The organism is Asaia bogorensis NBRC 16594 (assembly GCF_001547995.1).
GTDB lineage: Bacteria > Pseudomonadota > Alphaproteobacteria > Acetobacterales > Acetobacteraceae > Asaia > Asaia bogorensis.
The window spans coordinates 143342-169504 of record NZ_AP014690.1 but is presented as its reverse complement, the minus strand read 5'-3'; the positions used below and the strand labels follow the sequence as shown (position 1 = coordinate 169504).

The 26163-nt window shown below is 59.7% G+C and carries 17 protein-coding genes; 5 read left to right on the top strand and 12 right to left on the bottom strand.

Annotated features, from left to right (window positions below; translation table 11 throughout):
• Positions 1-133 precede the first annotated feature (133 nt).
• From Asbog_RS00730 to Asbog_RS00705, 6 genes are all read right to left on the bottom strand, one after another.
• Complete coding sequence (locus Asbog_RS00730) at positions 134-793, bottom strand: energy transducer TonB (protein WP_062163734.1); 660 nt, start codon at positions 791-793, stop codon at positions 134-136.
• Positions 794-1180: 387 nt separating this feature from the next.
• Positions 1181-2312, bottom strand: a protein-coding gene (gene prfB / locus Asbog_RS00725) for a peptide chain release factor 2 (RefSeq protein WP_146926413.1) whose coding sequence is annotated in 2 segments (ribosomal slippage) — positions 1181-2242 and positions 2244-2312 — 1131 coding nt in all. Because the reading frame shifts where the segments join, the coding sequence is not laid out codon by codon here.
• A 29-nt stretch (positions 2313-2341) separates the two neighbouring features.
• Positions 2342-4999, bottom strand: coding sequence for a penicillin-binding protein 1A (locus tag Asbog_RS00720; RefSeq protein ID WP_062165610.1), 2658 nt, complete (start codon positions 4997-4999; stop codon positions 2342-2344).
• 155 nt (positions 5000-5154) lie between these two features.
• Positions 5155-6039 carry an aldo/keto reductase gene (locus tag Asbog_RS00715; RefSeq protein WP_062163732.1) on the bottom strand — a complete coding sequence of 295 codons (885 nt, stop codon included), beginning with the start codon at positions 6037-6039 and terminating at the stop codon, positions 5155-5157.
• 162 nt (positions 6040-6201) lie between these two features.
• Positions 6202-8037: a Hint domain-containing protein gene (locus Asbog_RS00710; RefSeq protein WP_062163731.1), complete on the bottom strand. Its 1836-nt coding sequence runs from the start codon at positions 8035-8037 to the stop codon at positions 6202-6204.
• A 200-nt stretch (positions 8038-8237) separates the two neighbouring features.
• A complete protein-coding gene (locus tag Asbog_RS00705; RefSeq protein WP_371861656.1) occupies positions 8238-9425 on the bottom strand; it encodes an SMP-30/gluconolactonase/LRE family protein in 1188 nt (395 codons plus the stop codon).
• A gap of 246 nt (positions 9426-9671) precedes the next feature.
• Between Asbog_RS00705 and pgm the strand changes: the two genes are divergently transcribed.
• Together pgm and Asbog_RS00695 are read left to right on the top strand one after the other, a co-directional pair.
• Positions 9672-11318: a phosphoglucomutase (alpha-D-glucose-1,6-bisphosphate-dependent) gene (gene pgm, locus Asbog_RS00700; protein WP_062163729.1), complete on the top strand. Its 1647-nt coding sequence runs from the start codon at positions 9672-9674 to the stop codon at positions 11316-11318.
• 264 nt (positions 11319-11582) lie between these two features.
• Entirely contained in the window at positions 11583-12980 is a 1398-nt protein-coding gene (locus Asbog_RS00695; RefSeq protein WP_062163728.1) for an alpha/beta hydrolase family protein, read from the top strand.
• Positions 12981-13030: 50 nt separating this feature from the next.
• Here Asbog_RS00695 and Asbog_RS00690 read toward each other — a convergent pair whose 3' ends face one another.
• The 6 genes from Asbog_RS00690 to Asbog_RS00665 form a co-directional block, all read right to left on the bottom strand.
• Entirely contained in the window at positions 13031-15355 is a 2325-nt protein-coding gene (locus Asbog_RS00690; protein ID WP_062163727.1) for a TonB-dependent receptor, read from the bottom strand.
• 173 nt (positions 15356-15528) lie between these two features.
• Positions 15529-16086, bottom strand: coding sequence for a cytochrome b (locus tag Asbog_RS00685; protein WP_062163726.1), 558 nt, complete (start codon positions 16084-16086; stop codon positions 15529-15531).
• A gap of 43 nt (positions 16087-16129) precedes the next feature.
• On the bottom strand, positions 16130-16630 hold the full coding sequence (locus Asbog_RS00680; protein WP_231944607.1) for a pseudoazurin: 501 nt from the start codon (positions 16628-16630) through the stop codon (positions 16130-16132).
• 111 nt (positions 16631-16741) lie between these two features.
• Positions 16742-18937 (bottom strand): catalase/peroxidase HPI, encoded by a 2196-nt coding sequence (katG, locus tag Asbog_RS00675; RefSeq protein ID WP_231944726.1) that lies wholly within the window; start codon positions 18935-18937, stop codon positions 16742-16744.
• A gap of 302 nt (positions 18938-19239) precedes the next feature.
• Positions 19240-20292 (bottom strand): hydroxymethylbilane synthase, encoded by a 1053-nt coding sequence (hemC, locus tag Asbog_RS00670; RefSeq protein WP_062163724.1) that lies wholly within the window; start codon positions 20290-20292, stop codon positions 19240-19242.
• A 149-nt stretch (positions 20293-20441) separates the two neighbouring features.
• On the bottom strand, positions 20442-21164 hold the full coding sequence (locus tag Asbog_RS00665) for a GntR family transcriptional regulator (protein WP_083510630.1): 723 nt from the start codon (positions 21162-21164) through the stop codon (positions 20442-20444).
• A gap of 202 nt (positions 21165-21366) precedes the next feature.
• On the opposite strand from Asbog_RS00665, the gene Asbog_RS00660 reads away from it, so the two are divergent.
• The 3 genes from Asbog_RS00660 to Asbog_RS00650 all read left to right on the top strand — a co-directional run bounded on the left by Asbog_RS00660 (position 21367) and on the right by Asbog_RS00650 (position 26137).
• Positions 21367-23736: a TonB-dependent receptor gene (locus Asbog_RS00660; protein ID WP_231944606.1), complete on the top strand. Its 2370-nt coding sequence runs from the start codon at positions 21367-21369 to the stop codon at positions 23734-23736.
• Positions 23737-23801: 65 nt separating this feature from the next.
• Positions 23802-25091 (top strand): cation:dicarboxylate symporter family transporter, encoded by a 1290-nt coding sequence (locus Asbog_RS00655; RefSeq protein WP_171840636.1) that lies wholly within the window; start codon positions 23802-23804, stop codon positions 25089-25091.
• Positions 25092-25102: 11 nt separating this feature from the next.
• Complete coding sequence (locus Asbog_RS00650; protein ID WP_062163723.1) at positions 25103-26137, top strand: Ldh family oxidoreductase; 1035 nt, start codon at positions 25103-25105, stop codon at positions 26135-26137.
• Positions 26138-26163 lie beyond the last annotated feature (26 nt).

Sequence of the window (26163 nt, the reverse complement as noted above, 5' to 3'; positions counted from 1 at the left end):
CGGGCGCGGCTTGGTTTCTCACTTTCCGGGGCGCGGAGGCTGCCTGCCCCCTGCCCCGTCGGAAGAAGAAGCCGGGGCTTCTCTTCCGTCATTCCGTCAGGCGACCGGTGCTTTCACGCTGGTCGCCATGCACTCAGTCATCACCCAGGGTGAAGTTGATGTGCAGGGTATGGTGATGCTCGACCACCGGCTGTCCATTCGTGACCGCAGGCTGGTAACGGGCCTTGCGGAGGAACTCCATGGCAGCTTCGACGAAGGCATGACCACCCGTCGAATTGGTGACCTGGCAGTTTGACGTACGACCGTCGGTTCCGATGTCACAGGCCACGGTAACGCTGCCTTCGCGGTTTTCTTCCAGCATCTCCTCAGGGAAGACCGGACGGGCACCGTTGATCGGCGAGGCACCCGCCGAGTGATCCGGCACAGGCGGACCAGGAGGCGCTGCGGGAGCTGGCGGCGCATTATTGGCAGGCGGCACAGGTGCCGGCGGCTTTTCATGCGTGACCTGCTTGATCACATGCTTCTGTGGCGGCGGCTGAATCTGGATCTTCGGCGGCGGTATGTACGGCGGCGGCGGCGTCGTCATCTGCGGCGGCGGCGGCGGTGGCGGCGGCGGCGGCGGCTTCTTCGGCTCCGTGATGATCTTCGTCTTGATCGGCGGATGGAACTGTTCGACGATTTTCGAACCCAACCCGTTCACCAAGGCGTAGATCACAACGACGTGGAAAAGCACAGCGATTGCGATGCCGACGATGTACTTCGTCGGGCGTCGCTCCTGCTCGGCGTAGTTCATCGGTTGTGTCACTCCAAACCCTCTGTCCTGAGCCCCACACCTCTCTTGGCGAGAGGGGCGGACCGACTTGATAATATCGCAACCGCCCCATGCGACTTGCGTTCCGGTCAGGCGTCAGTCTGGCCGACACATCCCGAAATGTTTACCATGCTCCCAGCGCATGGCTCCCGTGCAAATTGGGCAAAGGTAAGGCACTGCTGTCAAGTCAGTTTCGTTTCGATCGCACCGTTTTCCGACAGGCAAGGTTTTGCATACCAGCGGCACGACACTTTGAGACACAGTGAAACGGAACATTAATTCACTGCAAGAGTAATATTTGTGAAACGCGCAAAAAGAGGCTGAAAGTCTTGCGCCGCAAGAGATTCAGCCCCTTGTCGCCAACGACCTTTATTGGGCGTTGGCGCTGGCCTCCGAACGCGTTGCGCCGACGCGTTGGGCAAGTGCTGCGGACATGAAATCGTCCAGCGCGCCATCAAGCACTGCATCGGGATTGCCTTTTTCCACCCCGGTGCGCAGATCCTTGACCAATTGATACGGCGCCAGAACGTAAGAACGGATCTGATGTCCCCAGCCAATATCGGTCTTGGCTGCCTCGGTCTGGGCTGCGGCAGCTTCGCGCTTCTGCAGCTCGGCCTCGTACAGGCGGGCCTTCAGCATCTGCATGGCCGTTGCACGGTTGCGGTGCTGCGAGCGGTCGGTCTGACAGGCGACAACAATACCGGTCGGGATATGCGTGATGCGAATCGCCGAATCGGTCTTGTTGACGTGCTGCCCACCTGCGCCGGAGGCCCGGAACGTGTCGACCTTGAGATCGCCGTCATTCACCTCGATCTCGATCGTATCGTCCACCACGGGATAGACCCAGACGGACGCAAAAGAGGTCTGGCGACGGGCAGCGGCATCAAACGGCGAGATACGCACGAGTCGGTGCACGCCAGCCTCGGTCTTGAGCCAGCCATAGGCATTGGCACCCGTGACCAGAAGCGTGGCAGACTTGATACCAGCCTGCTCGCCCTCGCTGGTTTCCATGATGGTCACCTTGTAGCCGCGCTGCTCTGCCCAGCGCGTATACATGCGCAGCATCATTTCGGCCCAGTCCTGAGCCTCCGTGCCACCGGCGCCGGCATTGACCTCGATATAGCAGTCATTGCTGTCCGCCTCACCCGAGAGCAGGCTCTCGATCTGGCGTGCATTGGCCTGCTCGGCCAGCTTGCGCAGGGTCGCAACGGCTTCGGCAACCGTATCCTGATCCTGTTCGTCCTCGGCCAGCTCGACAAGCTCGAGCATATCGGCAGTGTCCTGCTCGATCTTCTCGACACCCTCGATCTGTGTCGCCAGAAGCGTCCGCTCGCGCATCAGCTTCTGTGCGGCGTCGGCATCATTCCACAGGTCGGGGTCTTCTACCCGGTGATTGAGTTCGGCGAGACGTGTCCGTGCAGCATCCCAGTCAAAGATGCCTCCTCAGCAGTGCCACCGACTGCTTGATCTGCTCCGATAGGGCCTCGGTTTCGGCCGACATGATTCATGCTCCTGCGTGTTCGTTGGGTCTCAATAAAGCCCACCCATGCCAATGTCACCCTGTGGCTGGGCATTGGGGGCCTGTTGTTTCTTGGCGGCACCCGAATTCTCGCCGCCGGGCTCGCTCAGCCCGGCCTGACTCGAGGCCCCTGCCATATCGGTTTCAGTATCATACAGATCGGTCCCAGTATCGGCCGCAGTGAGCGCCTCTGTTCCCGCGCCGAACCCGTGCAGGGCGATGCTCATGCCCGGCACCTGATCCGCCTTGAAGCCGTCGACTGCCATCAGTCGGCCTGTGTCGTAACGAGCAAGGGTCACGCCCTCCGGCACACGGAAGTGCAGTTCGGGCCGCCCCTCGAGGGCTACCTTCATGAAACGGTTCCAGATCGGCCCGGCAATACGCCCCCCCGTCTCGCTCTTACCAAGCGATTGCGGCGTGTCGAACCCGACCCAGACCACCGTGACGATATCGGGGGTGAAACCGGCAAACCACGCATCGCGGAAGTCCTGACTGGTACCCGTCTTGCCTGCTATGTCACGCGTGATGCCCTGCCCCGCAATCGTGCCTGTGCCGCGCTTGATCACGTCCTGCATCATGGCCGTAATCTGATAGGCGCTTGCAGCGCTGGCCACCTGACGGCGGTTATCCTGCACCTGCGGTACCTCCACACTGCCGGGAACCGGGCCCGAGGGGACTGCAGGCGGCGGCGTGGATGGTGTAGTCGCATCCGCGGGGTTGCCAGAGGGCGCGGCAGCAGGTGTTGCACCGGGGGCTCCAGCCGGGGCCATGATTGCTGTCTGGTTGGGGGCCTGCATGGTCGTGCCAAGGGCGAGGCCCTCGGGCTTCCACAAGACACTGCCATCGCGATCCAGCACCTCGTCGATCAGGCTGGGTGTCACCAGCTTGCCGCCGGAAGCGATCGTGGCATAGGCCCCTGCCTCACGCAGCACTGTGGTCTCGACCGCACCAAGCGCTGCTGGCAGCACATGCGGCATCTGGTCGACCAGACCGATGGAGATCGCCATATCGGCCACGGATTTCATGCCCAGATGCGCCGCCAGGCGGATCGTCACGAGGTTGCGGCTCTCACGCAGGGCATCATGCAGGGTTGTCGGGCCCCAGTTGTCTTCCTCGTAATTCTTAGGATGCCAGTCACCATAGGAAACCGGTGCATCATCGAACTTCTCGGAGGGCGGTATGCCCTGCTCCATCGCATCGAGATAGACGAAGGGCTTGAACGACGATCCGGGCTGGCGCAGCGCCTGTGTGGCACGGTTGAACTGCGATTCCTTGAACGACCAGCCGCCCACCATCGCCAGCACACGCCCAGTGCGCGCATCGAGACTGACAAGGGCGCCTTCAACCTTAGGAACCTGTCGCACGGCGACGCGACCAGACTCAGCCTGAGGCTCGATCATGATCACATCACCGGCGGCCAGTGTCCCGGCATTGCGCATCCAGCCCAGATCCTTGGAGATGACCTGACCTTCCTGCTTCTCTCCATGCGCGAGCCAACCGACGCGCCCCTGAGCAGGGTTCAGAACGACAGCCAGACGCCACTGATCGATCATGCCAGCAGGAGGCGTAACGTCCTTCAGCGCCTCAACCCAGCCGTCACCGGCCACAGCATCATGTAGTTTCGTCACAGGGCCACGCCAGCGACTATGGCTGCGGTCGTACTCCATGAGCCCCTGACGAAGACTCAGGGTCGCTGCATCCTGCAACTTGCGATCGAGGCTCGTATGCACCTCAAGGCCGCCCTGCATGGCGCGGTCAGGCCCGTAACGATCAATCAGCTGACGGCGCACCTCGCTGCCGAACCATTCGGCATTGGGCAGCGGGCCAAAGCGCACCGCATCATGCGGAATAAGAGGCTCTTTCTGCCCCGCTGCGGCCTCTTCGTGTGAGATGGCATGGATTTCGGCCATGCGGTCCAGCACCCAGTTCCGGCGCTCGATGGCACGTTCGGGATGGCGGTACGGGTTATAATTGGCCGGTGATTTCGGCAGCGCGCCCAGAAAAGCCGCCTCGGCATTGGTCAGCTGATCGAGCGGCTTGTTGAAATAGGTCTGCGCAGCGGCGGCCACGCCGTAGGCCCCGTTACCGAGATAGATCCCGTTGAGATAGATTTCGAGGATCTTGTCCTTGCTCAGCGTCTGCTCGATGCGCAGGGCCAGAAGGGCTTCCTTCTCCTTGCGCTCGAGCGTGCGGGCATTGCTGTTGAGCAACATGTTGCGTGCAACCTGCTGCGTGATGGTCGAGGCACCCAGAGCCCGCTTGCTGCGATGGGTCAGGTTCGTCAGCTCGGCACGCATGATGGCCAGAGGATCCAGACCCGCATGGGTATAGAAATTCTGATCCTCAGGCGCGATGAAGGCATTTTTCACGCGCTCGGGAATGGCGTTGATCGGGATATAGATCCGGCGTTCGGCGGCCAGCTCGGCCATGATGTGATCGTCAGACGTATAGATCCGGCTAACGGTCGGCGGCTGGTAGGTCTTGAGCGTATCGACGCTCGGCAGATCGGACGCGACACGCTCATACTGATGCCAGACGAACAGCCCCGATCCGGCCACCCCTACCAGCGCAATACCGGCAGCGATTGCAAGGCCCTGGCGCCAGCGGCGGAAACGCGGGCCACGAGGCGGCTGGCGCCCCCCTTCCGGGCCGCGTTGCCCACCCCCCATAGGGACACGCCCGCTGCCTCCGCCACCTTGGGCAGTCGAGAACCAGAACAGGGGGAACCCGGTGGAGGAAAGGGCGGTGGTGGCGTGGATCATGGCAAGCGTTCTAGCATTGTCCAGCGCCCTCGTCGCCCCCCGCAATCATGGCAGGAAAAGCCTTAATTTTCGGAACTTTTCCAGGCCTCGCGCCCCTGCTTGTCCAGAGCTGCGCACTCCTCCTCGCTCAATGTAATGGACGCGGCCCGGACATTCTCTTCCAGATGAGCGGGACTGCCGGTTCCGGGAATGGGCAATATGACCGGCGAACGGTGCAGAAGCCATGCCAGGGCAATCTGCCCCGGTGAGGCATCACGGTCTTTCGCTATGGCATCAAGCACCGTGCCGGGGCGAGCCAGAGACCCCGCAGCCAGCGGTGCCCAGGGAATGAAGCCAATCTGGTGCGCCTCGCAGTAATCGAGCACATCCTCAGATTTGCGATCGACAAGATTGAAGCGGTTCTGGACAGTCGTCACAGGGAAGAAAGCGCCTGCCCGCTCGATCATTGGCACATCGACTTCGGACAGACCGACATGACGGATCAGCCCCTCTTGCTGCAGTTTGGCTATGGCCTCGAACTGCGTCTCTGGCGGGCAGTCAGCCCCCACACGGTGAAGCTGCCACAGATCAATGCGTTCCACGCCCAGCCGACGGAGCGACATGAGCACGCATTGACGCAGATAATCAGGATGACCAACAGGACGCCAGATATCGGGGCCATGACGTGTCAGGCCACCCTTGGTGGCAATAACCTGCCCGCCATAGGGAAAGAGCGCCTCGCGTATCAGATCTTCCGAGACGAAAGGTCCATAGGAATCGGCCGTATCGATCAGGGTGATTCCAAGATCACTGGTATGACGCAAGGTCGCGACAGCCTGTTCGTGGCTCTGTGGCGCTCCCCACACCCCCTTGCCGGTAATGCGCATGGCGCCAAAACCGAGGCGGACGACTTCGAGATCACCACCTATGGCGAAAACGCCGGATCGGGCTGCATCGATGGATGGCATTGCGTGAACTCCGCGTTGACTGGATGTCCAATCAACGCGAACAGACCCGACCGGGTTTGGGTGTGTGCCTCCGTTCACCTATCTCGTGGGTAAGAAATGCTTCCCAAACGAGGCGATCCATGACGAGGACCGGGCAAACCAGCCCCCTGTCGGAACACCCGGTTATCCCGCGTTGGCGCTCAAATCGCCTGCGGCATCCTCATCGGCGCAAAGATAGGGACCTCCGGCGAGGATCTCGAGCGAGACAAGCCTGTGTTCCTCACCAAGCGAATCTGCCACGAAGAGGAAGGCGTCCCCACTGGTCCAACGCGATGCGCCCCCAGCATAATCGTGCCAGCCGCTCATCTCGCAGTCCGAGAGATGCCTGTCATAATCCACGATCTCACCAGAGACGAATTGCAGGATCTGCCCCACAAGTACACCGAGATTACGCCGGTCATCATGGAAAGGCCCAATGATGTCGCAGGGACGCGCCGTGCGTGAGCGGATCGCCACGCTTTGCACCGAGGCCGGAAGCTGGAAGATATGCTTCGCGCCAGCAACACGCAGCGGCCGAATGATCATCCCGTTATCTGTCAGAAGATGCAGATCAGTCTGATCGGTCAGTACCCGCTCCAGCTTCGTAACGGCAGGCTGCATTTTTTCGATACGATTGTAGATCGGTTCCACACGCTCGCGATCCGTCATGAGCGGTGCAGCCGCATCACGGTCCCAGCTCAACATCCCGATAACAGGGTCAATACGCGAGGACTGGACGCTGAACATCGCCCGATTACCCGTATCAAGATAGCTTTCGGATAGCACACCATCAGCGACCACAACCGAGTGTTCTTTCGTCTCGAAATGATAGAATGCATACTCTTCGCGAGACGTGTCATAAAAAATGGAGTGGCCGTTCACCAGCAAACGCGCAGGTATGAAATGGCCGTCCAGAAGCAAGCCATGCTCGGCAGTCACATAAAGATCACGGGTCGGCATATCCGCCCCTATTGCATCCTTGCGAATGCAGACAGGATACCCGGCAAGATCATCGGGCAGAGTCCGGTCAATCCTGCAATGGCCACTGCCAGTCCAGATCACCTCACGCGACTGAGGCGCACCATTGACAATGGCCGTAATCCGGTCACCCACCCGGATCTGCTCGACCGCCATCGGTCCGTCAGGCGTTTCGATCTGGACACCAGCGAGATAACAGACGGCCAAGACAATCCCGGTACCGGAATCGATAATCGAATAGCCGGTGGTCCCCACGTTCTGGATATTTAGCGTCAGAGCGCGTCCGTCCTTGAGGGTGAGGGTCAACTGGTCCGCGCCCTTTGTGACTGACGCTATCTGACTTTTTGTCAGACCCTCGATTTTGATCTTGTCAGAAAGACTCTGACTCGTCCCATTGAACCCCGTAATCAGGGTAGATGGAAGTGAACCTGCCGAGAGAGTCATGGTGGCATAGCTGGTATCGGCAAGGTTGACGGTGCCACCGACATTTCCGGTCAACTGCGCCGATGCCCCGGCGAGCAGGGAAACAGTGCCATTGATCCTGCCACCGTCACTCACGATGATAGTTGCGCCAGACGTGACCGCTTGATTCTGTACCGAAGCCTGGACGCCCTGTACGTTCTCTACAGACCCAGCACCATAAACGGTACCTCCCGATATGGAGCCCTTATTGATGGTGGTGCCTGTCAAACGAACGTCAGTTGCGCAATTGACATTGGATGCAGCTTCGACAGAGCACCCCTGCAATGTTGACTGCGCCTGAGCAGTCACCCCGACCCCGCCAGTAAGATTTGACTGCTGGACGAGCGCGCCCCCCTGCAAAGTCAGCGCACCACCCAAAAACGTGGTCAGGTAAGCACTCCCTCCCCCCTGGATCGTCGTCACGCAATTCGTTTGGGTGCGCGCCATAAGCGCGCCTCCTGGCTGGACCAATATGGTCGAGTTGATATAGGCAACCTGCGACGTGATACCGGGCTTGATTACGAAATTTCCACCAGCCATGAGGTTTTATCCATTTTTATTGTGTTTACTTTTTATTATCACAACAATTATGAAATATAATATATTTATTGATTGAATTATGACGTATATAAAATTTTTATAATATTATTCGTTGTATTTATATTTATGGTTTAACTTTCTAAATTCAGCAATATAAATAATGGCTGCGCCCGAGGCGCAGCCAGAATATAGACGAACGATCAGGACGAAGCGGCACCCTGTACACCCACCTGAAGCATATAAAGCGCGCTTCCCGCGCACATCACGATATGGTCGCGCTTCGGGCCGGCAAAGGTCAGGTTCGAGCATCCCTGCGGCAGGCGAATACGGCCGAGCAGCACGCCCTGCGGGCTGAAGACGAACACGCCGCACAGACCGAGCGGCCCTGTCACGCCACACCACAGATTGCCGAAAACATCGGCCCTGAACCCGTCAGGATTCATTTGCGCGCCATGAAAGCGCATGTCAGCAAAAACACGCCCGTTGGCCAGACTGTCACCCTGCACATCGAACACATGAATAGCCTGGTCACCGCCCTTTTTCTGACCCGGCCCAGCCGGGGTCGAAGCGATATAGAGCTTCTTGAAATCGGGGGAGAAGGCCAGGCCATTCGGGCAGGTCACGTCCTTTTCCATCAGCACAGCCTTGAGCGTGCCATCCGGGGCGAGGCGGAACACGTGATCCTGCTGGCGCCTGACACCGCCGATCTCGCCAATCAGCTCACGACCGATCTTCCACCTGATCTTGCCATCCGGGTTGGTCGGGCCGCCCGGTTCGTCGGCATGACCTTCGGAGATGTTGGTTCCATAGCCCGGATCGGTAAACCAGATGCTGCCATCGGGATGCGGTACAACATCGTTGGGCGAGTTTAGGCCCTTGCCCTCGAATTTATCGGCAAGCACGGTCACGCTGCCATCATGCTCGAAACGAACGACGCGACGGAAGAAATCCTGACAGGTGATCAACCGTCCCTGGAAATCGAAGCAATTGCCGTTGGCTGCATAACTGTCAGGACGGAACTCGGTGACTTCGCCTGTCTCCCAGATATAGCGCAACGCCTTGGACTGTACGACGTCACTGAAAACCAGATAACGCCCCTCGCTGCTCCATGCAGGGCCCTCGGTCCAGTCGCCCTTGTCGTAGATGCGCCGTATGGGGGCTGCGAAATAGGTGAGGTTACTGAAAGACGGATCGAGCGCGATCACATCGGGGTCCGGGAAATAGGCCGGTCCTGCCGACGCCCCCCATTGGCGTGGCGGCTGGCTGATCACACTCGGCGGTGATGCCGTGACATCCGTGGCGGCGCGCGCCGGCAGGGCAGCGCAGACAGCGCCACCCAGCGCCGTCGTCAGAAACCCTCGGCGAGCGAGGGGCATCTTGAGTTCCATCATATCGTCCTGTGAGCGTTATCATTCCTGTTGCCATGCCAGGAACGTTCCGCATCGTAATCCGGACGGGAACAGTTTTGTATCAAGTTATTGTCAGTACCCTTTATTGCCCGATCCGTGTCTCGCCTGCCTCATAACGGCCATGTGAAGTGCCTATGCGTGGCTTTCGCCGCATTGACTCGGTGCCATTGGGCGGTGTCACCTGAAAAGGTCAAACCGTCTGCAAGATCAAGGACCCGGATACCCATGACTGCTGTCAGCCCTCTCGCCGGCAAGACGCTGGACCCCTCCGCCCTCGCCGATATTCCGGCGCTCATCGGGGCTTACTACAACCGCAAGCCTGACCCGGCCATTGCTGCGCAGCGCGTGTCCTTCGGCACGTCGGGTCATCGTGGGTCATCGCTCCATACCAGCTTCAACGAGAACCACATCCTCGCCATTGCGGAAGCCATCTGCCGCTACCGCAAGGACAAGGGTATTACGGGGCCGCTTTTCATCGGCATCGACTCCCATGCCCTGTCCGACCCGGCACAGCGCTCCGCCATCGAGGTCTTTGCCGCGCACGGTGTGGAAGTCCGCATCGACTGCAACAGCCGCTTTACCCCCACGCCTGTCGTCTCTCATGCCATCCTGACCTACAACAAGGGACGTAGCGAAGGTCTGGCCGATGGTGTGGTCATCACGCCTTCGCATAATCCGCCCATCGATGGCGGCTTCAAATACAATCCCCCTCATGGTGGCCCGGCCGATACCGACATCACCAAGGTGATCCAAGATCAGGCGAACGCCTTCCTGACTGCAGGGCTCAAGGACGTGCACCGCCTGCCCTATGAGGAGGCCCGCAAAGCCGATTGTGTGCGCGGCCATGATTTCATCACGCCTTATGTGGATGATCTGGGTGCCGTGATCGACATGGAGGCCATCCGCAATTCCACCATCCGTATCGGCATCGACCCGCTGGGTGGGGCGGCGCTGGATTACTGGCCGGCCATTATCAAGCGCTATGACCTCAAGGCCACGATTGTCAGCACCGAACTCGACCCGACCTTCGGTTTCATGACGGCTGACTGGGATGGACAGATCCGCATGGATTGCTCCTCCCCCTACGCCATGGCCCGTCTGATCGGCATGGGCTCGCAGTTCGATGTGGCTTTTGCGACCGATACGGATGCCGATCGTCATGGAATCGTCTCGCGTCCCGACGGGCTGATGAACCCGAACCATTATCTGGCCGTCGCCATCTGGTATCTGTTCAACAACCGTCCCGGTTGGAGCCAGGATGCCGGCATCGGCAAGACGCTGGTCAGCTCGGCCCTGATCGACCGTGTGGCCACCAAGATCGGCCGCAAGGTGGTCGAGGTTCCGGTTGGCTTCAAATGGTTCGTGGACGGGCTCTATAACGGCACCCTCGGTTTCGGTGGCGAGGAAAGCGCTGGTGCGTCGTTCCTTCGTCGCGATGGCAGTGTCTGGTCCACCGACAAGGACGGACTCATCCTCGGGCTGCTGGCCGCCGAAATCACGGCGGTTACCGGCAAGACCCCGTCCGAGCATTACAAGGCTCTGACGGCGGAGCTCGGCGCTCCCTTCTATCAGCGCATCGATGCCGCAGCGAACGCCGCGCAAAAGGCTATTCTCTCCAAGCTGACGCCGGAACAGCTACCCATGACCCATCTGGCCGGTGACGCGGTTCTGGCCAAGCTGACGCGGGCACCCGGCAATGATGCGCCGATTGGCGGCCTCAAGGTCACGACAGAAAATGGCTGGTTTGCTGCCCGCCCCTCCGGCACGGAAGATGTCTACAAGATCTATGCCGAGAGCTTCGTGAGCGAGGATCACCTGAAGCAGATCCAGAAAGACGCCCAAAGCGCCATCTCGGCCCTGTTCGACGCCTGAAGCCTCTCCGCCTCTCCGGTCCCGACCCTCTGACCGGAGAGGGCTCAGCCCGTCCGATATCAGGCGTTATGGGCTGGCTCTCCACGCCTTCGCCCCTACCCTCGATTCCTGCCCCGGTGTCACGATGGTTTTGTATTCATAACCCCGTGTCGCACCCCCGCCCTGTCGGAAAACGCGTTGCATCAGACCATGATCGCTCCATGATGTGACCTGTAACGGCGGGCTTCGCCATCGGCCGGGTTCGGGCATGGAGTGTATTAGGTCATGGCGCTGGCAAGACTTCTTCTGACGCTCTGCGGCATGGGCACAGCCCTTGCTGCGCCCCCCACGCCTGCCGGCGACTGGCAGGGCACCCTTGCCCTGCCCCAGGGGCAGTCCCTCCCACTTGTGCTACACTTCTCGCCGCGGGCTGGCGCACCACAAGGCGAGTGGTCAGCCACACTCGACAGCCCCGCGCAGTCTGCTTTCGGCCTGCCTGTACAACGTGCCACGCTGGAAGGGCAGACACTCACCCTGGACCTGCCCGGACTTTCCGCCCGCTATGTTGGCACCCTGAGCGGACCGAACAATATTCTTGTGGGGACATGGTCACAGGGAGCGTCGTCCTTTCCCCTGCGCATGACCCGAGCGACCGGCATGGCAGCGGCGACCGTGAGCGCGGCGCCTTCGCGACCGCAGACACCGCACCCCCCTTTCCCCTATCGCAGCGAAGATGTTGCTTTCGATAATCCGTCCGGTCCGTCCCACCTCACCGGCACACTGACCTTGCCTCAGGGCAAGGGCCCCTTCCCGGCTGTCATCCTCATTACCGGCTCAGGGTTGCAGGACCGCGACGAGACGATCGCAGGGCATAAGCCCTTCCTGCTCTGGGCCGACACGCTCACCCGTCAGGACATCGCTGTCCTGCGTCTGGATGACCGACAGAGAGGGGGTTCGACCGGCCCAGTCACGACCGCCACCACAGAAGATTTCGCCTCGGATATCGCTGCTGCACTTCGCTTCATGCGCCATCGCCATGATATCGATCCGCAAAGAACCGGCCTCATGGGCCATAGTGAGGGCGGCGTCATCGCGGCGATGATTGCTGCCCGTGATCGACAGATCAGCTTTATCGTCATGCTGGAAGCCCCGGCCGTACCGGGGCGACAGATCATACTCGCCCAGAGACACTGGGCTGCTGCGGCCCGGCATGTGCCGGACGCTGTTTCCCGTCAGAGCGATGTTTTGTTTGAAACGGTGCTCGACGCCATGACACCACAGCAATCCCAGAACGCCGCCGAGCAAGCTGCGAACAGCGCATGGAATCACCTGAACGGGACGCAATCCGGCCTGCCGGACAGCCTGCATGATCTCACCCTGCCTGCCATACGCTTTTACGACCGCTACGATCCCGCCGTGGCTCTGTCGCAGGTGAGCTGTCCTGTTCTGGTCACCCTGGGCAGCAAGGACAGGCAGGTTCCCCCCGACCTCAATCGGCCCGCCTTGCAAAAAGCCCTGTCACGCAACCCGCACGCCCGCATCGTCGAGTTCCCCGGTCTCAATCACCTGCTTCAGAAAGCCGGGACGGGGGATGTGAATGAATACGCCCTGATCGAAAACGACATCGACCCGGGCGCTTTGAAAGCGGTGAGCGAGTGGATCAGGACGCAAACCCATCCATGACAGACAACGGGTCGCAGCCGTACCGCCGCAACCCGAAATACCCGCCCGGATCAATTGTAATTGCCTGACAGGCTTATCACCGCAGCGAAACCGGAGCCGATGTCATAGGTCGGCAGGGAGCCTGTCAGACCACTCCCATAAACGCCGCGATGGGCTGTGGCAGCGGCAGTGTAGCCATAGACACCGGACAGATAATGCTGGTCGGAGATATTGATGAGATTGAGCATGAGCTTGGGCAGCACATGCCCGAATTTCGGCAGGTTGCGACCAAGCGAGATATCGGCCGTCATATAGGACGGGATGCTCTGATCGTTCATCAACGTGGCATATTGCGCGTCCGAATAGCGCAGGTTGAAGGTCCCGAAATTGGTTCCGTCGTCATAACTCAGTCCCATCGTGGCAAGGAATTTCGGCGCGCCGGGTTCCTGCTTGCCCTTGGTGGGCAGATAATCCCCCTGATAGGCGATATTATTGCCGATACGCGTCATCATGTACTGACCCGATGCATAGGCGCTGAGATGGTGCCAGGGATGGGTCGCAAGTTCGAGCTGCACGCCATTGGCTTCCTGCCCGCCCGCATCAATCACCTGCGCCACGATATTGGTCGATCCAGGCTGATAGGTTGCACTCGTGATCTGATGATGGGTCATGTTGTAGTGAAAATAGGCGATATTCGCCATCATCGCGCCGCTGTAACGATAACCGATTTCCTCGCCAATCATGTATTCCGGCTCATAGGGATCGAGCGGGGTGGAAGTGGGCTGCCCATTCAGATGGCTGTACATCGAAACCTGTGAGTTCAGGCTGCTCGGCATACGATAACCTGTCGTGCCGTTGATATAGACCTGACTGGCCTGATCGAACCGGTAGCTCGCCAGAAATTGCGGGGCCGGTATGAACGCATTGCGCACGGATTTGTAGGGCGTGGCACCGGGCAGATCCATCGTGTACTGCCGGTTGAACATGGCCGTCTTGAGCCCGGCCTCAAGCACAAGACGATCGTTCAGGAGGCTCACCTTGTCATTGATCGCCAGTGTGTTGGCCTGTTGCAGGGCGTTCTCGGGGTCCTCGTTGATCGGCATACCGCCAAACGCCGTCAGATAGCCGGTTGAGCGTGTCCACTGCCCCTGTGCATTGATCGGATAATAGCGCTGATTCGAGGATTCATTGGCGTAGGAATACCAGTAGGAAACGCTCAGAGTATTGAAGGAGCGCTTCCAGCTTCCCACCAGATTGAGCCCCGATGACAAGGTAAACCAGGGCTGATGGACAGCCGTACGGAGCGTTGCCGATGAGGGCGCGTAGCCATCGAGATGATCGTAGCGCTGTGTGCCGATATAGCCCCCCGAAACCGGCACATTGGCGCCCCAGAAATAGGGGCCGTCGAATTCGACCCCATAGGCTGTGGCATCGAGCGACAGCCCATGATCGAAGCCGAAATGGTTCTTGAGCGCGCCGAAAACCGTGCCGGTATTGCGCTTGTTGATTTCATAAAAGCCCGGCGAACTCGGATCCTTCGTGGTATTGTACCCCACACCATAAGTCCGCCACTGGCCGAGTGTCGGATAAAGCCACGAGGTCTGATCGGACTTGGTATAGCCGAATATCGCTTCGGAATCGCTGTGCGTATTCCAGCTTTTGGTCAGGGCGGCATCCACATGCCAGCGGCTGACCGATCCGGGCCCGCGCCAGAGATTGCCGCTCGAATAGGACCCGGAGGCGAAACCATAAACCCCGCTATGACCGATCTCACCGGTGTCGTAACGCACGAATTCCTTGTTCAGGCTATGTGTCCCGCCAGATGCCTGTGCGAAAAGGTTCTGATGGGTGGCAGGCTTGCGTAATGTCATCGAGAGTTGCGCCCCGACCGCGTTGTAGACGGGGGCGTTGACGTCTGCCGAACCCTGCATGACCGAAATCGACCCCATGTTTTCGGTATCGACCATCGACGGGGTATAAACACTGTAGGTAAAGGGATTGGCGGCCGGAATGCCCTCGTAGGTCACCCCGATTTCCGTCCGGTCCAGACCACGTATGTGAAAGGACTCGAAGGAGGCCGTCAGTGGCCCCTGACTCGATCCGACCACCCCCGGCAGATTGGCAATCAGACCCGTTGGCGTGGACATGGGCGATTGTTTTTCGATGAAATCAGCCGTGAGCGTGCTGATTGTCCTGGGGGTGAGGTGCTTCACCATCATGCCACCCCCGCCCTCGCGATGACGTCCCGATACTTTCACCTGTTCTTCCTTTTCTGCCACCACAGGTTTTACTGCCATGACGGGGCGGGGCGAAGGTTTGACAGATTTAGGCTCAGCCTGCGCACAGACGCTGTCGAGACACATCAATGATACGGCAAACAGAAGCGATTTTTTCATCGGACCATCCGAGGGTTGCGGGAAGATGGTCCGGGATATGAAATAAGACGCGCCAGCAATATCCGTTTATAAAAATTTCATTGTTCTGACGTTACAATCTTCATAATTCACAACAACATTTCATTTTACAAATAAATAATACAACATTGTCGCGTCATTGGCGTAGAAACAGACTACAGATCTGACCTGAAGCACAGAATACGCCGCACCACACCGTCGCGCCGGATCAGATGATACAGCGCCGCCAGACCATGCAGCAGGATCATCGCCGCAAAACCCCAGACGATAGCGTGATGCACGTTACGCAAAACCGCCTCGTTTCTATCCGTGTGAGCAAGAGGCAGGAGCGGCCAGTCGAACCACCCGAAAATCGAAAGCGGCAATTCTAGCGTAGCGCAGGAAGCCAGGGCCCAGCCCGAAACAGGGGCAAGAAGCTGCAAACCATAAAGCGCCCCATGCACCGCATCGGCAAGCCGCGCCTGCCAGATGCTGGTCCCGAGGGGATGGGGCGGCGGCTTGTGCCCGAGGCGCCAGATCACGCGCAGCGCGACCAGCAGCAGAATGACCACACCCAGAGCGCGATGAATCTGGAAAACCGAAAACGCCATTGTGTCAGGCAGCCCCGCACGGTCCATCGCAAACCCAAGCAGGATCTGCCCGATCACGAGCAGGGCGAGGCACCAATGCAGGAGAATGGCCACGAAGGTATAGTGCGGTGGCCTTTCGCGCATTGACGCATGATACGTCCTGCCACCCTGCCTGACCGCCATCGGGTCAGCCTCGATCGAGCGTGTCGAAAAGCTTTCTGAACCGTATTGCCGCTGCACCGGGCTGCGACACAGCCTTGGCCGCCGCTTCATTGTCCGGTTTGTCGACCACGACCATACCCACCATACCCATCCAGTAATGGGGCAGGCATTTATAACCATACAGGCCCGGCTTGCTGAACGTCACGTTCAGATCATGACCCATGGGGCCGGTGAATGGAGCCGCACCCTCAGGCAGCATACCGGGAATCGACTGCACATTATGGCCGGGGTCGGCAGCGATGAAATGTACCGTATCGCCCGCATGGATGTGGACGATGGCGGGATCAAAACCACGGCCGCCATCGGGCGCATGGCTCAGCATCCTGACATCCACCGTCGCCGCATGAGCCACGCTGAGCGACGCGGCACAGATCAGGGTCGCACCGGTCAGAACCATGTAGAACGAGGGAAAAAAGGCCTGAAGAACCTGCGGCGGGGTAATCAGGCGTGAAAAAAGACGGGTCATTTGAATGGTCTCCCCGAAGTGAGAGGCGCAGGAGGCAATCTGGCAGGGATCCGGCGAACGGCCCCTGTCTCATGGCCCCGGCTGGATGCCAGACGGGGCCGTGTGCGGACATTACTGACGGTGCAGGTCGAAGCGATCGAGCGTCATGACCTTGGTCCAGGCGCTAGCGAAATCCTTCACGAATTTTGCCTTGGCATCGTCAGAGGCATAAACCTCGACAACGGCGCGCAATTCGGCATTCGCACCAAAGATCAGATCGACCGAAGAGGCCGTCCAGCGCGGCTTGTTCGTCTCACGATCCAGCCCGTCATACACGCCCGGCTGCGTCGATTTCTCCCAGCGCGTGGACATATCGAGCAGATTGACAAAGAAGTCGTTGCTCAGTGTCCCGGGGCGCGTGGTCAGAACACCCTGCGCGGAATGGCCGGTATTGATGTCCAGAACACGCAGGCCGCCTAGAAGCACGGTCATTTCCGGCACGCTCAGCGAGAGGTTGCTGGCACGATCGACAAGCATCTGTGTGGGTGATTTCTCATCCGGCTCGGCGCGATAATAGTTCCGGAAGGCATCGGCGCTGAGGTCCAGCAGGGCAAAGCTCTGCTTGTCCGTCTGCTCGGGACCGGCATCCACACGGCCGGGGGCAAAAGGCAGATCCAGCGCGACACCGGCTTTATGCGCCGCCTGCTCGACACCCACATTACCCGCCAGCACGATCACATCGGCCAGAGACACCTTGCGCCCATGATGCGCGCCGCCATTGAAATGCTGCTGCACCGCCTCGAGCTTCGGCAGAACGGATTTCAGCTCTGCCGGATCATTGACGGCCCAGTCATTCTCGGGCGCCAGACGGATACGGGCCCCATTGGCCCCGCCGCGATGATCGGAGTCACGGAACGATGCGGCAGAGGCCCAGGCGGTCTTGATCATCTCGCGCTCCGTCAGCCCGGATGCCGCGATTGCCTTCCTCAGCTCGCGAATATCCGCCGCATTGACCATTGCGCCCTGTGCCGCAGGAAGCGGGTCCTGCCACAGGAAATCGGCCGCCGGGACTTCTGGCCCGAAATAGCGCGATTTCGGCCCCATATCGCGATGGGTCAACTTGAACCACGCATGGGCGAACGCATCGGCAAACTGCTCGGGATGAGCGGCCCAGCGCGTAATGATGGCGCGATAGGACGGATCAGTACGCAGCGCGATATCGGTCGTGAACATCATGAGCGGATGCAGCTTGTTGGGATCGCTCGCATCCGGAACGATGTTCTCTGCGTCCTTGGGGACCCATTGCGTGGCCCCGGCCGGGCTCTTGGTCTTGACCCATTCATGACCCAGCAGATTGTCCAGATATTGCGAGGTGAAATGGATCGGATCAGCCGACCATGCGCCCTCGAGCCCGCTGGTGATGGCATCGGTCGCCTTCAACTTGCCCTGTACGCAGTGATTGGCCCAGCCCAGACCCTGCTGCTCGACAGGTGCCGCGGCAGGGGCCACGCCCACGCATTTGGTGGCCGAGGCCGCACCATGCGCCTTGCCGAAGGTATGGCCGCCTGCAATCAGGGCAACGGTTTCCTCGTCATTCATCGCCATGCGCCCAAAGGCGAGACGAATCATCTGTGCCGCAGCTGCCGGGTCCGGCACACCATTCGGGCCTTCCGGATTTACATAGATCAGGCCCTTGGTGGTCGAGGCCAAAGGCTTGGGCAGGTGGCCCCCAGGCTCAACGCTGGATTTCTTGACCTGTGAATCGACGTTCGAGCTCATGAACTGTGTGCCGGGGCCCCAATAGACCAGCTCGCTCTGCCAGTCATCGGCACGGCCGCCGGCGAAACCAAGGGTTTTAAAGCCCATGGATTCGAGTGCGACATTACCCGTCAGCACCATCAGATCGCCCCATGAGAGATCACGGCCATATTTCTTCTTCACTGGCCACAGCAGCCGACGCGCCTTGTCGAGGCTCGCATTATCGGGCCAGCTATTCAGCTGTTCAAAGCGCTGCTCGCCACCCTCTTCACCCCCTCGGCCGTCCATGGCGCGATAGGTGCCCGCTGCGTGCCAGGCCATACGAACGAAGAAGGGGGCATAGGTACCGTAATCGGCAGGCCACCAGGGCTGAGACTGGGTCAGGGTCTTGCGGATATCCGCCTTGACGGCTGCCAGATCGAGCTTGCTGAAATCACGCGTATAGACGAAATCCGGCCCATAGGGGTTTGACTCGCTGTCATGCACACGCAAAGGCGACAGGTTCAGACGTGTCGGCCAGTAGAATTCATTCGGGTTCTCGATCCCATCCGCCCGCGCTGCGTGAGGCATGGCGGTCAGGGTTGTGGTTGCGATCAAGGCCGCCATACCGAATTTCAGCAATCTCATTTCCAGACTCCAGAACAATCACGAATGACCCGCTTCTGTTCCGGGTCATTACTGTTGTTTCTGTCCTATGGACTTCATTCTTATTGATCCAACCGTTTGTCTTTATATCTCTGACAGGAAAAACCCCGATTCTGTGTTCATCATGACGAGGAGATTTTTCCACCGTGTCTGCGCACGACGAAAAATGCCCTGCCTCACCAGACAGGACACACCGTGATCAGAGATCAGAAAAGTTTGGAGAGGTGTTACCAGCCGGGTTGGCCGATCAACGCATCGAATATCCGGGCCGGTGTATCACGACGCAGGATGCCGGCCAGTTCGGTTCCCAGAAAGGCCGCCTCATCCACGCGGCCTTTTAGGGAACGACGCAGCATGAAACTGCCATCCTCAGACGCCACAAGCCCATGCAGGGTCAGAACCTGCCCGGCGATGGTGGCATAACCACCCACAGGCGTCCGGCATGATCCGTCCAGACCGGCCAGCAATGCACGCTCTGCCGTTGCGGCATAACGCGCCGTGCGGTCCTCCAGAGCAGGCATGAGCGCGCGGGCACCCGCATCACGGCGGCGCAAGGTGATGCCGATAATCCCCTGACCACAAGCCGGGAGCATGTCGTCGGGTTCGAAAATCACATCGACCCGTGCCCCCATTCCCAGACGTTTCATCCCGGCGAGCGCCAGGAATGTGGCGTCGCACGCCCCGGCCTCCAGCTTGGCCAGACGCGTCTGGACGTTGCCGCGTATGAGGCAGAAACGCAGATCGGGACGACGCGCGAGAAGCTGTGCCTGACGCCTTACCGAAGCGCAGCCGATCAGGGCGCCTTTTGGCAGGCAGTCCAGTGGATCACCCTCGGGGCGGACAGCATCGCGATGACGCAGAACCAGCCCGTCACGGGGGTCTTCACGACGCAGGACGCAACCCAGCATCAGATCGTCCGGCAGAAAGGTTTCCAGATCCTTGAGGCTATGCACGGCAAAATCGATGTCGCCCGCCCTGAGCGCTTCATGAATTTCACGGGAAAACAGCCCCTTGCCACCGATCTCTGCCAGACGCCGTGCCTGATCACGGTCACCACGGGTCGAGATCGGATGCTCTTTCACCGAGCCGAAGATTTCCAGAAAGGGAAAGGCCTCGCCCAGTTGCGCCATGAAGCTGCGCGTCTGTACCAGCGCCAGAGGCGATGCACGTGTGCCGACGCGCAGATCCTTGCCGAAAACCGGGTGGCGGAGCACCTCGGATGGAAGGGTCGCAGCCTGACTGGGCTCAAGGATCGGGAAAGGCGCTGGCGAGATCGTCATGAGCAAGGGCTTAGCCCTGCAATCCTGACAGAGGTAATTGTTTGTATCGTGCTCAGTAAAAGGTCTGACCTATCTGTGCCTCTGCGGGGCTGCCTTGTTGAGACGCGCCTGCACGCGCGTCAGGCCCGACAAGCCCGACGCCATCAGTGTTACGGCTCTGCCAGCGCCTCGTGCAGGCGATCATGACGGTTGCTGCGAGCGCGATTACGCAGCGCCTTTTCCAGGTGGATCAGATGATCACGCGTGATACGCAGCGCCTCATCACGATCACCACGCTCCATCGCAACAATCAGCGCTTCATGATCGTGGCAGGAATGCTGGGCATCTTCATCCGACTGATAGAGCGCGGCGATCAGCACCGTGCGTGCTGTGAGGTTCTCAAGAATATTGGCAATGACCGAATTGCCCAGCACATCGGCAATATGAACGTGAAAATGCCCGAGCAGATAAGAGCGTCGCGCCAGATCCTGCCCTTCAATCGCACTCTGCTGCGCAACGAGATGGCTGCGAAGCCGGGCAATCGCCTCCGGCCCTACGAGACCGTGATCCAGAATCAGCCCCGATTCGACAGCACGGCGCGCCTCGATCACCTCCCGGGCTTCCGCCACGCTGGGCTCGATCACAAACCAGCCGCGGCGCGGCGTGACATCCACCAGACCGCGTGAGCTAAGCCTGATCATGGCCTCACGCACCATCGTGCGCGAGACGCCGAAGATCTCTCCGACCTCTTTCTCACCGAAACGTTCGCCAGGCGCGATCCGCCCCGAGAGAACGGCGCGAATGATCTTTTCCTCGATCACGAGCCCGCTGGCACGTTCCGGTTCGCTTTTCTCATAGGACCTGTCTTCAGGAAGCCTGTTTTCGTAGAGCATCCCCGTTTTATGCCCATCTCCCCGGACTTGGGCAAGCATTGGCACGCAGGGCACCACCACCCACTCGATGATAATGCGGAATGAAACGGTTCCCGCTCTTTCTTTCATTCCGAAGTTGAACTGAACGGAATTGTATTCTAATTGGTATACAACAAGTTCCCCATCGAGCCGATGCCTGCCATCCTGATGCCCGGAGTCACAGATGCCTTCCCTTGCGACATCACGCCCTGCCCGTCCCTTCTCGTGTCGTGCCGCGCTTCTCGTCACGACGTTTGCAGCATGTCCCCTCTTGATGGGCGCGACAGCCTGGATCAGCCCGGCCAACGCCGCCGGCCAGAGCGCAAAACCGGCGCTGCACAGCAAGTCCGGCAAGGCAAATGTGCATCGTCAGGCAGGTAGCCGTCGCCCGTCATCCCTCGCGGGTAGCAGCGAAACCGTACATGTCTCGGCGCGGCGCGGCGTAACCAGTGCAGGCCAGCATGATGCTCATTCCGAAACCGTTCTGTCCCGTCAGGAATTGCAGAACCGGAACGTTCGGCAGCTGACAGATATCGTGCGCGTGGCACCCAACCTGACCATCCAGCCGAGCTTTGGCAGCGCCGCCCTCAATTTCGCCCTGCGTGGCGTGGGGCTGATGGATTTTACCCAGAACAATACCCCTTCGGTCATGCCCTATGTCGATGGCATCGCCTGTCCGGTCAGCATCATGACCACCGGTATCCTGTTCGATATGGATGACGTGTCCGTCGCCCCTGGTGCCTCGGGCTTCACCCATGGTCAGCCCACCACCGGCGGCGAGATCAACTTCCACACGGGCGATCCGACGCAGCAATTTCATGCCGGCCTGACGGAGGATATCGCCAGCTACGGGCGCAATCGCGTCGAGGGCTTCGTTTCGGGGCCACTGTCAAAAAGCGTGTCCTATCGCATTGCCGGGCAGTCCCTCACGGGTGGCGGCTTTCAGCACAATGCGCAGGGCACAGGGTACGGCAACAGCAATATCGGCGCGCTGCGCGGCAAGCTGCGCTGGAAGATTGATGAGACCTCGCGCCTTGATATCGGGGGCCACTGGACAACCGACCAGTCAGAATCCTCCTCGGGTCACAATCTCTATAATTCCTATGGTGTGCCCATCACGGGGGATATCTACCAGACGGCATGGGGTCTCGATCCGCGTTTTGCCAAGATCATTGGCATCAACCCCAACAACACAAAGCCGCGTGAGGATAATCTCTTCTGGGGCGCGAATGTACGCTACACCAAGGAATTCAACTGGGCACGTCTGTGGTCACAAAGCGCCTATGAGATGGTTGACGAGCATGAGCTGACGAACCAGACCAACTCGGTCAAATCCTACGGCAACATGTTCCGCAACAACCAGACCAATGTGTTTTCTCAGGAAGTAAAGCTGGAATCGCGTGACCCGAAAGCACGCTTCCACTGGGAAACCGGCCTGTATTACAGCCGCTCGCGCATGGCACAGAGCTTCTGGTATGACAGCTCCGATCGTCCCGGCACCACGCCGCTGAACGAGACGTCCTATCGTCAGAACCAACAGAACTTCAACCAGTATGTGCAGCTCAGCTACCGCATCCTGCCCAAGCTCACGCTGATCGGCGCGATCAACCACGATTCCGACGACCGCCAGATGCTCAATCTGACGAGCACCAACGTCAATCTGAATACCGGACTCGCCACCTCGCAAACCAATTTCGGTAATTCGGGCGCGCTCACCAACCAGTTCGGCGGCCGTGTCGGAGCGCAGTATCAGGTTACGCCCAATATCATGGGCTATGCCATCTTCTCCAAAGGGTTCAAGCCCGGCGGCTTCTCGGCCAATATCACCCAGAACGCCAACCAGCTTCGCCCCTTCAAGCCTGAATCCGTGCTCACCTATGAGGGCGGCTTCAAGTCCATGCTGTTCAACCGCCGCCTGCGCTTCAATGCGGCCGGGTTCTATTATGATTACCGCGACCAGCAGATCCTTGGCAGTATCCTGGTGCCCCCCTACGGCGTGCTGGGCGGCTATGTAAACGCCCCACGTTCCTACATCTACGGTGCCGAATTCGACATGGAGGCGCATCCCTTTCACGGGCTCGTGCTCACCCAGAATTTTGGGTACCAGAATGGTGTGTACACCCAGTTCCAGAGCCTGAATCGCAGCGCAACCACGGCACAATTTGCTTCTACCGGTGTCTGGTCACCTGTCTATACCAACTACAATGGCTACAATATGGGGCTCGCCAACCTCACCCTGTCTGGCGCTGCCGTGTATAGCTGGAACGTATTCGCCGATTATCGCATGAGCTTCGACGTCGACTACAACTATCGTGGCGCGCAGACACAGCCGCAGCATATCGGTGATAGCGGCATCTATCGTGCACCGGCCTATTTCCTGCTCAACTCCTTCCTGACCTTTGCGGCGCCCAAGCAACACTGGTCGCTCACTGTTTATGGGCAGAATCTGGCCGACCGGCGCTACTGGCTGTCAGGCGGTACACAGGCGACCTTCTATGGCGTCATCCCTGGCCTGCCCCGTTTCGTCGGTGCGAAGATCAACGTAACCTATTGATCGCACGATACGACCACCATTGAGGTGGGGCGCTTTGCCCCACCCCACCTGACTGGAGAGCCGATTTGAGCACCCATGACCTGAAACGATCCGCCCGTTATCGCCCCGGTATTTTCGTTCAGGTCATTATCGCCACGCTGGCCGGCATAGCGCTCGGTCTGTTTGCGCCCCAGCTCGCCCACCAATGCCGGTGGCTGACCGATCTCTTCCTGCGTCTGATCCTGATGATTGTCGGGCCGCTTCTGTTCTGCATTGTCGTGAGCGGTATCACCGGCGCAGGATCTCTGGGTGCCGTGGGGAAACTCGGCAGCCGGGCGCTCTTCTATTTCGAGGCCATGACCACACTGGTTCTGCTGCTTTCGGTCGGGGCGGCACTCCTGCTCCATCCGGGGCGCGGCATGAGCTACACGCCCAGCCCCGAAGATGCGCATGCCGTTGCCAGCTATGCCGCCAATGCCCATGCGTTGCACGGTCAGGGCATAACGGGGTTCATTCTCAACCTTATTCCCCGCTCCCCTGTGGCCGCCTTTGCTGAAGGCAATATTCTTCAGATCCTGTTTTTCGCCGTACTGCTTGGCTGCTGCCTGTCGCGTCTTGGCGAAGCAGGGGCTCCGGTGACGCGCCTGATCGAGAGTTTCTCTTCACTTTTTTCGCGCATGATGCGTGTGATCATCGCGACAGCGCCGCTCGGGGTGTTTGGCGCTGTCGCGATGACGGTGGCGGAGTACGGGCTGGATGCCATCAATCATCTGGCGGTGTTCGTCATCCTCTATTTCACCGCCATCGCTTTCTTCATCGTCTTCATCCTGGGTGGGCTGCTGGCCTTATGCAAAATCAACCCTCTGCATTTTGCGCGTTATTTCCGTGAGGAAATCCTGATCGTCACCGCCACAACCAGTTCCGATTCCGTACTGCCCAGCATCATGACCAAGCTTGAGGCGATGGGCATTTCCCGGCAGGTGGTGGGGCTTGTCGTTCCGGCAGGCTATTCGCTCAACCTCGATGCCCTGTCGATCTATCTCGGTTTTGCGGTGGTCTTTCTGGCCGAAGTCACCCACACGCCTCTCACGCTCACACAGATTCTCTCCATGCTGGCGACGGCCCTCATTACGTCGAAGGGTGCACATGGCGTACCGGGAATTGCCATCGTCGTGCTGGCAGCAACCCTTGCCGCCGCACCATCCATCCCGCTTTCGAGTCTTGTCCTGCTGATTGCCGTCGACTGGTTCAGTGGTATCGCCCGTGCGGTAGGCAACCTTGCAGGCAATTGCGTTGCGCCGGTTGTTCTTGCAGCATGGCAGGGCGCGCTGGACCGCGAACGGGCACACAAGATGCTCGGCACACATAACCGCTGAAACGGGATCTCATGGACACTGCCAATCGTTATCCGGCCCTTCGTCTGGCCGAAGCCTGCCAGGCAAAACTCGTCGCTGCCGGTGCACGGCCAGACGATGCTGCCCAGACCGTACGTGCCATGATGCATGCCTCACGCCTTGGGACAGACAGTCATGGCGTGAGACTGATCGGCTATTATGTCGACATGCTGGAAAAAGGGGGCGTGAACAGGGAGCCACAACGCGTCTTTACCCAGACAGCCCCGGCAACCGGGCGTCTGGACGCCGATTTCGGCCTCGCCCATGCCGCATCCTATGAAGCCATGGATGAGGCGATCGCGCTGGCACGCCATGCAGGCATCGGGGCCGTCACCGTACATCACTCCACCCATTATGGCGCAGGCGGGGCTTATGCTCTGGCGGCAGCCGAACAGGGTTTTGTATCGCTGGTCCTGAGCAACTCCGATCCCGCTGTCGCGCTGGCAGGAGGTCGTACCCCTTTTCATGGCACCAACCCCATCGCCATGGCGGCCCCTGTCCGTGACCGGGAACCCTGGTTGCTCGACATGGCGACATCTTCCATCCCGTTCAACCGGGTCAAGCTCTATCGCAGTCTTGGCCTCCCGCTGCCACCCGAAGTCGCGCTTAATGAGCAGGGTCATCCGACGCTCGATGCCGAGCAGGCCCGTTTTCTGCAACCGTTGGGGGGAATGGCCTATGGCCACAAGGGGGCCGCGCTGGCCGGGCTTGTCACAATTCTCTCGGCTGTGCTCTCGGGGGCGGACCCGGATCCCATCATGACTTCAACGGCCCAGGCGCAAGAGGGCCACAAACCGCAGAATGTCGGCCATATCATGGTTGCGTTCGATCCCGCCCGTTTCATCGGACAGGATGCGTTCGAGGCAGAGATGGCACGCTATCTCGACCTGCTGCGCAACTCTCCCCCGGCGGAGCCCGATCTGCCTGTTTGCGCTCCGGGCGACAAGGAATGGGAAGAGGCCAGAAAACGCGCGGAACAGGGCATCCCGGTCGATCCGGATACCGAGCATCTGCTTGGTCTGGCCTGACACACCCGACCAGCCAGGAAACTGTC